The 9,907-nt window shown below is 65.0% G+C and carries 3 protein-coding genes; 1 reads left to right on the forward strand and 2 read right to left on the reverse strand.

Translation table 11 applies throughout. From position 1 onward, the window contains the following. The first annotated feature begins 3 nt into the window (after nucleotides 1-3). Nucleotides 4-939, forward strand: coding sequence for an aspartate/glutamate racemase family protein (locus IGX34_RS16780; RefSeq protein ID WP_192556873.1), 936 nt, complete (start codon nucleotides 4-6; stop codon nucleotides 937-939). Here the strand turns inward: IGX34_RS16780 and IGX34_RS16785 are convergent. Together IGX34_RS16785 and IGX34_RS16790 are read right to left on the reverse strand one after the other, a co-directional pair. Beyond that, nucleotides 927-8,183: a non-ribosomal peptide synthetase/type I polyketide synthase gene (locus IGX34_RS16785; protein ID WP_192556874.1), complete on the reverse strand. Its 7,257-nt coding sequence runs from the start codon at nucleotides 8,181-8,183 to the stop codon at nucleotides 927-929. The two genes, IGX34_RS16780 and IGX34_RS16785, sit on opposite strands and share 13 nt — an antisense overlap. A gap of 88 nt (nucleotides 8,184-8,271) precedes the next feature. Further along, on the reverse strand, nucleotides 8,272-9,900 hold the full coding sequence (locus IGX34_RS16790) for a condensation domain-containing protein (protein ID WP_192556875.1): 1,629 nt from the start codon (nucleotides 9,898-9,900) through the stop codon (nucleotides 8,272-8,274). Nucleotides 9,901-9,907 lie beyond the last annotated feature (7 nt).

The raw sequence follows: 9,907 nt of genomic DNA on the forward strand, positions 1-9,907 counted from the left end.
CGCATGCGCATTTTTACCGATCACGCCGCCGTGCAGGGCGCCGTCGCCGAAGCCGAGGCGCGGATGGCTGCCGTCGCTGCCGCGCATGCACGGCGCGGCATACCGTGCACGGACCAGGTATTCGATGACGAGATCTGGCTGCTGGCGCCGCCGCAAGCAAGCGCGCCAGCGCTGCTGCTGATCGGCGGCATGGGTCCGCAAGCCGGTCTGCGCGCCTTCGCGCAAACCTGCGCACGGTTCGCGCAGAGCCGACGCATCGTATTGCTGCAAGCGTGTTCGATACCTGATCGCAGCCAGGCGGTACGCGCCGGGCTGGCCGGCGAAATCGCCGGCATGCGCGCACGCCAGAGCGTGGTGCAGGCGCTGACCGGCGCCGTGCAACACGTGCGCGAATTGGCGCAGACAGCGTCCGCCGACCTGATCGTGCTGTGCAATACCGCCCATCACTTCCTTGGCCACGTGCCCCTGCCGCCGCGCACCCGGCTGATCGACCTGGTGGATGCGGCCGCTCAGCATTGCCGCGGCATGGCTTCGGCGATTGTGCTGTCGACCTACGGCACGCGCGTCTCCGGCCTGTATCTGCGCAGCCTGGCGCAACAGCATGTGCACTGCCTGACACCGCCCGCCGAGATGGAGGCGCTGCTGGCGGATCTGGTTTACCGCGGCATCAAGGCGATGAATCCGGATTACGCCGTGGCGATGCTGCCGGTGCTGCTGCAACAGCTCGCACAATGGGCCCCGCATGCCGACGGCCTGATCTGCGGTTGCACCGAAATTCCACTGCTGCTCGGCGCCGCACACGATGTGCACGCACCGTGGCCACTGATCGATCCGCTGAGCTGCGCGCTGGCCTGCCTTGAAGAGGATGCCGGTGCCACGGCCGCCCATCCCCTCCCGCTGGGAGAGGAGATGGGCCATGCGATGCATTACCGCAGCTGACGCGCCGCCAGCAGGTCGTCCACCAGCCCGGCCAGCGACTCGATCGTGCTGTGCTCGAAGATGTAGCGCACTTCCAATTCGATCTGCAGGCGCCGGATGATTTCGTTGACCACGCGAATGGCCAGCAGCGACTGCCCGCCCAGCTCGAAGAAATCGGCCCGCACGCTAAGGCTTTGCTTGCCCATCAGCTCGCTCCAGATTGCGGCCAGCGTATGCTCGGTATCGGTGCGCGGCGCCACATGCTCGTCCGAGGGACGCTCGATCGCCTGCCGGCATAGCGCATCGCGATCCAGCTTGCCATTGGCAGTCAAGGGCAGCGCCGGCAGCACCGCGTAAGACTGCGGCACCATGTAGTTGGGCAACACCGCGCCCAGGCTTCGCTTCAGCTCGGCGACCAGGCTCTTTTCATCCACGCCCTGCCCTTCGATCACCAGATAGGCCACCAGGTATTTGGCGCTGTCTTCGCCCAGCGCCAGGACCGCCGCGTGACGCACATCGGGATGCTGCATCAGCTGGCTCTCGATCGCGCCCAGTTCCACCCGGAAGCCGCGCAGCTTCACCTGCAGATCGTTGCGTCCCATATAGATCAGGCGCCCGTCGTCCAGCCAGCGGCCGAAGTCGCCGGTGCGATACAGCCGCGCTTGCGCCGACGGCGGCTGTTGCGGGTCGGGAATAAAGCTGCGCTGGGTCAGTTCGGGCTGGTCGAGATAACCACGCGCCAGGCCGGCGCCGCCGATATGGATTTCGCCGATGGCGCCGGCCGGCACGGGCTGGCCGTATTCGTCGAGCAGATGCACCTGCACGTTGGCGATCGGCACGCCGATATGCGGCACGTCATCGTCGGGGCGGATCAGACCGATGGTCGCGTCCACCGTGCACTCGGTGGGACCATACATATTGAAGAAGCGCGTATGCGGTGAGGCGCGCAACACCCGCCACATCGCCTCATTGATCGGCTCGCCGCCGAGCAGCACGGTGGACGGCCGCCAGCCCTGCGCATCGAGCAGACCGGCGGTCAGCAACACCGCGATCTGCGAGGGCGTGCTGTCAAACCATTCGATCCGGTGCTGGCGAATAAAGCGCAGCAGCTTGTCGCCATCCGCACGGATCGCCTGCGGAATGAGGTACACGCAATGGCCCGACAGCAGTTGCAGCACACCCTTGAGCGACATGTCGAAAGCGATCGATGCATTCAGGCCGATCTTCGTATGCGGTGCGCAGCCCGCGTGCGTGGTGGCCGCCATCACACGCCAGAAATTCACCGCCGCACGGTGCTCCACCGCCACACCCTTGGGCTGGCCGGTGGAGCCGGAGGTGTAGATCACATAGGCAAGATGGTCTGCACGCACCGATGTCTGCGGCAGCGTATCGGCATAGTCGGCCAGTTCGCCGGGGTGGTCGAGCGGCAGCCGTGCCGCGGGCGATTCATCCAATGCCTGCTGGTCGGCGCTGCGCGTCAACACAACGTCGGCGCCGCTGGCGGCGACTACCTGGGCAATGCGCGCACGCGGATAGCTTGGCTCCATCGGCACGTAGGCCGCGCCGGCTTTCAGGATTCCGAGCAGGCCGGCCAGCATCGCGATGGAGCGTTCCACGCATAGGCCGAAGCGCCGATCGGGTCCGGCGCCGTAACGCTGGATCAGGCAATGCGCAATGCGGTTGGACCAGCGATCCAGTTCGCCATAACTGATCTGCTCGCCCTCGCACACTACCGCCGTGGCATCCGGATCCGCCGCGGCGCATTGCGCAAACAGCTGGTGCAGGCAGGCTTCGGCCGGCGCGCCCGGCGACGATGCCAGCGTGGCTTCCGGTTCGGGCAACGTACCGAAATCGTGTCCGGGCATGGCCAGGTCGCGCAGTTGCCGCAAGCGTGGCAAGTTCTGCAGGACCAGCTGCGGATCGACGCCGAAGTCGACCAGGCAAGCCAGTTCGTTTACGCCGGCCTGGCGAATCGATTCGACCAGCGGCAGGCAACGTTCCGCCGTGCCGAGCAAGGCATTGGAACGGTAGTAGCGCTGGAAGGCGAATTCGGCCAGCGCCTCGATATCGGCACGATGCGCGCTGGTATCCAGGTCGCCCAGGCCCAGCGTTCTGGCCAAGGCCTGCGGCGTGCCCAGCGAATCGACCAGGTAACGTTTGAACGGCTCTTTCACATGCGCAAACACCGTCGCTTCGTCGTCGGTGATAAAGGCATGCACCAGCAAGGTCACCGTGCCTTCGCCGCGATGCCCCGCTTCGGCACGCGCCTGCCGGTAGATGGCAATCTTGCGGCCCAGTTCGTCCAGCGACTGGCCCATCAGAATCGTCAGCAGGTTGTCGCCCGAACGTCCCGCATGGCGAAAGGCTTCCTCGCTGCCCACCGTGGTGACCCATACCGGCAATTCGTTCTGCAAAGGCCGTGGGCGGATCCGGATCGGATGCGCTTCGCCGTCGCCGCCGGGCAGCGTCACGTCATCGCCGCGCCACAGCGCCTTGACCGTCTGGATGCCCTGCATCAGCACCTCGCGGCGCCCTTCGTAATGCGCCGGTGCCAGCGAGAAATCGCGCGGTGAATAGCCGGCAGCGAAACCGATACCTACGCGGCCGCCGGAAATATTGTCGATCACCGACCAGTCCTCGGCCACGCGCACCGGATGATGCAGCGGCAGCACGCAACTGCCGGCACGAATGCCGATCTGCCTGGTGACCGACGCCACTGCCGCCGCGGTAATCGCCGGATTGGGATACAGGCCGCCGAAGGTGTCGAAATGCCGCTCCGGCATCCATACCGCGTCGAAGCCGTGGCGATCGGCGAAGCGTGCGCCTTCGAGCAGCAGCTCGTACTTGCCGGCGGTCTTTTCGCCATCGTCGTTGGCGAAATAGAACAAGCTGAAATTGAACGCCTGCGCATCCTGGCTGGACTGTTTGCGTCGGCCGGATTCGGCCTCCGGCTCGGCCAGCAGCTTGAGGCTGCGCACCGGCAGGTAAGGTGTTTTGGCGATACTGCGCAGCAGGGCTTCGAACGCGGCGGCCATGCGGTGAATGGTGGTGGCGTCGAACAGATCCGTGGCGTACTCCCACATCAGGGACAGCTCGCCATCCTCGGCGGCGCTGAAATACAGCGTCAGGTCGTATTTGCTTACCGATGCCTGCAGCTCGGACTGCACCACATTGTTCCATTCGGTGCGCTCGCCCATCATGCCGATCACCTGGTGATCCACGCTCTGGTCGAGATAAATCAGCTTGATCTGGGTAATCGGCTCGTAGCTGGTGCTGCGCGCCGGCTTGAGCTCGTCCACCAGCACCTCGAACGGCACGTAGGCATTCGAATAGGCTTCCAGCAGGTTCTTTTTGGTCTGCTGCAGAAAGTCGGCGAAGCTCGGATTGCCCGACAGATCCGAGCGCAGGTTCAACACGTTGACGAAGAAGCCGATCAATCCTTCCAGTTCGCGGTGCAGGCGGTTGGCCACCGAAAAACCGATCACGATATCGTTCTCGCCGCTGTAGCGCGCCAGGAATACCGAGAGCGCCGCCTGCATGGTCATGAACAAGGTGGTGTCGTGCTGCTGGCCCAGCCGGTTCAGCCCGGCCAGCGTGCCCGGCGCCGCCTTGGTGAAATATTGCATGCCGCGATAGCTCTGATATTTCGGGCGCGGCCGATCCAGCGGCAGATTGTGTACCTGTGGAATGCCGGCCAGCTTCTTGCGCCAGTACGGAATCTGCTGCTGCACGGCCGGACCCTTGAGCCAGTCGCTCTGCCACAGTGCGTAATCGATGTACTGCACCGGCAACGGCGGCAGCGGATCGGGTTCGCCGCGGCTGAATGCTTCGTACAACAGCCCGAGTTCGTTCATCAGGATCGTATTGGACCAGTTGTCCGAGCAGATATGGTGCTGGGTCACCATCAGCAGGTAGGTATCCTCGCTGTAGCGCGCCAGGCGCGAGCGCAGCATCAGGTCCTTGCGCAGGTCGATCGGCACCTGCAGCACGCGCTGCCATAGCTCCTGTGCCTGTTGGCGCCGCTCTATGGGATCGGCGATGTGGCTGAGATCGTCGACCTCCAGCTGGAACTCGAATTGTTCGAGCACACGTTGCATCGGCACACCATCCACTTCCGCATACACGGTGCGCAGGATCGAGTGGCGCTCGATCACGCCGCGGATGGCGCGCTCCATCGCCGCCACGTTCAGGTTCCGGATCAATTGATAGAAGCCGGTGTTGTAAGCCGAATGCTCCAGCTCCAGCTGCGAAATAATCCATAGCCGCTGCTGCGAGGACGATAGCGGTGCGCTGCCGCCATGCCCGAGCAGGCGGATCGGCAGGATCGACAATTCCTCGCCGCCATCCACCTTGCGCGTGATCTCTTCCGCCAGCTCGGCAATCGTGCGCATATTGAAAATGGTGTCGAGCGAGATTTCCGCATCGAACGCTTCGCGGATCTCGTTGATCACGCGGATCGACAGCAGCGAATCGACGCCGAGCGAGAACAGGTCCTCGTGCAGGTCGATCTGCTCCACGCCCAGATAATGCTTCCAGATCTCGCGCAGCCTGGCTTGTACCGGCGTCAGGCTCTCATCCACCCCCTGTGCAGTTGCGGGTGCCGTCGACCCAGCGCACGATGCCTGCCCGCGCGGCGTACCCTCGAACGGATAAGTGGGCAACGGTATGCGCCGCCGCAGCTCGGTGGCGTAGTAGTGCCGCCAATCGAACGCGACGCCGTGCACAAACAACTGGCACAGGCCTTCCAGCAGGCGTACATCGTCGGCGCCCGGCACGCGCGCCTTGGCCGGCGGCACCAGGCTGATGCAGGGCGCGCCGGCTGCGTCTTCGCGCCGTGCGGCAAACCCGGCCAGCGCATTGCCCGGCCCCACTTCCACCAGCAGCGGCGCCGCCTCGGCGGCAAGCGTGGCGATGCCCTGCGCAAAGCGCACAGGCGCGCGCAGGTGGCGTACCCAGTAATCCGGCGAGGTCGCTTCCTGCGGATCGATCCAGTTGCCGCTGACATTGGAGATAAACGGCGTATGCGGTGCGGACAGCGTTGCCCGCTGTACCACTTCGCGGAAACGCCCCAGCACCGCATCCATATGGCTGGAGTGAAAGGCATGCGAGGTCGGCAGGCGCACGCTTTCCACCTGCTGGGCCGCCAGACGGTCGCGCAGGCGTTCGATCGCATCGATATCGCCCGCCACCACCACTCGCTCCGGTGCATTCACCGCCGCGATCGACGTGCCATCGGCCAGCAGACTCTGCACGCGCACCTCGCTCAACGGCACCGCCAGCATCGCGCCGCGCGCCAGCGACTGCACCAGGCGTCCGCGCGCCACCACAATGGCGATCGCGTCTTCCAGCTCGAACACCCCGGCCAGACAGGCCGCCACGTACTCGCCGATGCTGTGCCCGATATAGGCCGAAGGACGACAGCCCCAATGCATCAGGCTGCGCGCCAGCGCGTATTCGAAGCAGAACAGCAGCGGCTGCGCGAGCTCGGTGGCGTCCAGCGCAGCCGGTGCGCCAGCGTCCTGCGGATACAGCGCTGCCTTCAGGTCCAGCGGCGAATGACGCCGCGCCAGCGCGAAGCAATGGTCGAGGGTTTCGCGGAAGATCGCGTCGCGCTCGTACAGCTCGCGGCCCATGTCGCGATATTGCGCGCCCTGGCCCGGGAACATGAAACACAGCGCATGGGTGGCGCCATCGAACCGGCCTTCCGCCACCAGACCGGTGCGCGTATCCGCAGCGCCCAGCTCGGCGGTACTGCCGACCACGAAGGCCTTGCGATAAGGCAGGTCCTTGCGCCCCACTTGCAGCGTGTAGCAGATATCGGCGATGGACTGTTGCGGATGCTGCCGCGCGTACGCAATTAGCGCCGCTTCGCGCGCCTGCAGCGCTGCCGGCGTATTGGCCGACAACATCACCATCTGGTGCGCACGCGCCGCGCTACTGGCGGCCACTGCCTCGGCTTCCTCCAGGATGATGTGCGCATTGGTGCCGCCCACGCCGAACGAGCTGACCCCGGCACGCCGCGGCAGCTCGCCGCGACGCTGCCATGGCGCCAGCCGCGTATGCACATAGAACGGACTGCTTTCCAGCCCGATCAGCGGATTGGCCTGTTCGAAATGCAGCGTCGGCGGCAGCTGCCCATGCCGCAGCGACAACACCATCTTGATTGCGCTGGCCACGCCAGCCGCCTCGCCGACATGGCCGATATTGGTCTTGATCGAGCCGAGGCCGCAGCGCACCGCGCCATCCGCCTCGAACACCTGCTTCAACGCTGCCACTTCAATCGGATCGCCCAGCCGCGTGCCGGTGCCGTGTGCCTCGACATAGTCGATCGCATCCGCGCCCAGTTCCGCCCGATCCAGCGCGCGGCGAATCACCTTGGCCTGCCCGTCGCTGCTCGGCGCGGTAAAACCGGCCTTTTGCCGCCCATCGTTGTTGATCGCCGAACCCTTGATGATCGCCAGCACCGTATCGTTATCGGCCAGCGCATCTTCCAGGCGCCGCAATACCAGCACCCCGCAGCCCTCGCCCGACGCCGTACCGTTGGCTGCCGCATCGAAGGCGCGACACACCCCGTCGGGCGACAGCACCATATCTTCCTGGTAAACAAAACCGGTGTTCTCGGGATGGATGCATACGCCGCCGGCCACGGCGAGATCGCATTCGCCGGTGATCAGGCTCTGGCAGGCCAGATGGATATTCACCAGCGAAGTGGAACAGGCGGTATTGGTGCTCAGCGCCGGACCGGTCAGGTCGAGGCGGTGCGCTACGCGGGTGCTGAGGTAAGTCGCTTCGGTCAGGCTGCTCGCGCTGTACAGATCCGCCAGCGATTCGCCGGCCTGCAGCGCATCGGCCGCGGCCGGATGGCTGCTCATGCCGGCGAACAGGCCGATGGCGCCATCGAACTTGCCCGGATCGTAGCCGGCGTTTTCCAGCGCTTCCCACACCACCTCGTGAAACACGGCGAATTGCGGATCCATGCTGGCCGCATCCTGCGCGTTGTACATAAACAAGGCGGCATCGAACAAATGCTTGCGGCGCACGATGCCGCAGCGGCGCACATAATCGGCGCGGGCCAGTTGCTCCGGCGCCACGCCGGCCTGCAGCAACGCCTCGTCGGCCAGGGTTTCGGTGCCGTCGCGGCCATCGCGCAGCAGTTGCCACAGTTGCTCGACGTCGTCCGCCGAAGGAAAGCGCCCGGCCATGCCGACGATGGCAATTTCCAGTCCGTTGCGTTGCACACCTGCAGGTTCGGTTTTCGGTGACATGGCGTTGGCTATCCGTGATGGTGGTAGTGGGTCCAGGCGGCGCGAAGCAATGCCGCGCGTGAAAGCGAAAGATCGATCTGTGTCAGGTTCAGTTCTGCAGGCGCTGCCGTGCACGCAGGATGCGGTTCTTCGAATCCGCGGTTTCGCTGCGTGCCGGTGCTGCCCGTGCGGCGCCGGCAAGATGGCCGGCCAATTGCTGAATAGTCGGGTGACTGAAAATATCCGCGATCGAGATTTGCGCCTGCAGGGTGTTGCGAATGGAGGCGACCAGCGAAATCGTGCGCAGCGAATCCCCGCCGATATCGAAATAGTTGTCGGTGACGCCGATCTGCGCCAGCTCCAGATGCAGGTTGTTCGCCCAGATCCGCGCCAGTGCGCGTTCGTTCGGCGTGGATGGCGGCGCGGATACGCGCGTCATGTGTACCGGCGCCGCCGGCTGCGGAAGGCGCGCCGCCGGATCGGCGGCGGATTGATCCAGCATGGCGATCACCGCGGCAGGATGCCTGGCGATACCGGCCAGCAGCTGCTCGAACTTCACGCTCAGCGCACCGATGTCCGCGGCATCGAACAGCGCGGTCGCAAAGGTCCATTGCAGCGACAGGCCGTCGCCGCCATCGCCTATGCGCAATTCCAGCGGGCTGGCGGCATAGGCGCAGATCGGCTCCATCACGTCGACTTCAAGCCCGGCCCAATCCATCGACGCCTGCTCGGCGTCGCACATCAGGCATTGCGCCTGCGGCGCCGGCATGGCGGTATCCGGATAGGCAAGCTGCCACGCAGCGTGCAGCGCATCCCCGGACACCTGCTGATGGCGATAAGCCTCGCGCAAGCTGTCGTGGCTGCCATGCAGTACTTCGGCAAACGACATATCTTGGTGCAGGCGGTAGCGCAGCGGAAGCAGCCGGGCAAAGCGGCCGATCAGCGGCTCGGACTCCAGCGACAGGCGTCCCGACACCGGCACACCGATCAGCACATCGGCACGCTTGTCGTGTCGATACAGCAGCACCGCGAACGCGGCATGCAGCAAGCTAAACAAACTGGTGCGATAACTGCGCGCGATGGCGGCCAGCCGGTTGCGCAAGTCGGCATCGATATGCGATCGGGCCATCGCCGCCGGCAAATATTCCGCATGAGTGGCCCATTGCAGTGAGCCGGCGCCAGGCACCGAGCATTGTGCGAGCCAGTAGGCGATGGCGTCCGCATCGGCATCCATCGCTTCGGCGCAATCCGCATATTGCATCGACAGCGGCGGCAACGGCTCGGCGTCGCCCTGCCGGCCGGCCGTGTACAACAGGTGAAACTCATGCTGGACCAGGCATAGCGACCACTCGTCCGCCACGCTTGCATCGAGCACAAACAAGGCGACCGATTCGCCGGCCGCTGTCGTTTGTTCGTCGAGCCGCAGCAACACTACGCGCAGCAAGGCATCGCACGCTTCGAACGGTCGCCAGGTTTCTTCGCGCACCGCCGCTTCCAGCCATACGGAAGAATCGCTGCACAACGGCATCGATCGCACGCGAATCGATGCGCATGCCCGTCCATCGCCCAAAATCCGATGGCGCGAAACGACGGTTTCGTAACTGCGCTGCAATACTTCCATATCCACCTCGCCGCGCAAGCGCAGCGCAAGGTATGGATGCGGCTGGCGGCAGCCGGGTGCGGTGCCCGACGGCACACCGTCGCGCACGCTGCATGTCAGCGTATCGGCCTCGCTCATCATCAGG

The sequence above is a fragment of the Dyella acidiphila genome, assembly GCF_014863405.1.
In the GTDB taxonomy this organism is placed as follows: domain Bacteria; phylum Pseudomonadota; class Gammaproteobacteria; order Xanthomonadales; family Rhodanobacteraceae; genus Dyella_B; species Dyella_B acidiphila.

Bases quoted from the DNA above. Each gene is read 5' to 3' on its own strand.
- IGX34_RS16785 (WP_192556874.1), bottom strand. From the start codon at position 8,183: ATGTCACCGAAAACCGAACCTGCAGGTGTGCAACGCAACGGACTGGAA.
- IGX34_RS16790 (WP_192556875.1), bottom strand. From the start codon at position 9,900: ATGAGCGAGGCCGATACGCTGACATGCAGCGTGCGCGACGGTGTGCCG.
- IGX34_RS16780 (WP_192556873.1), top strand. From the start codon at position 4: ATGCGCATTTTTACCGATCACGCCGCCGTGCAGGGCGCCGTCGCCGAA.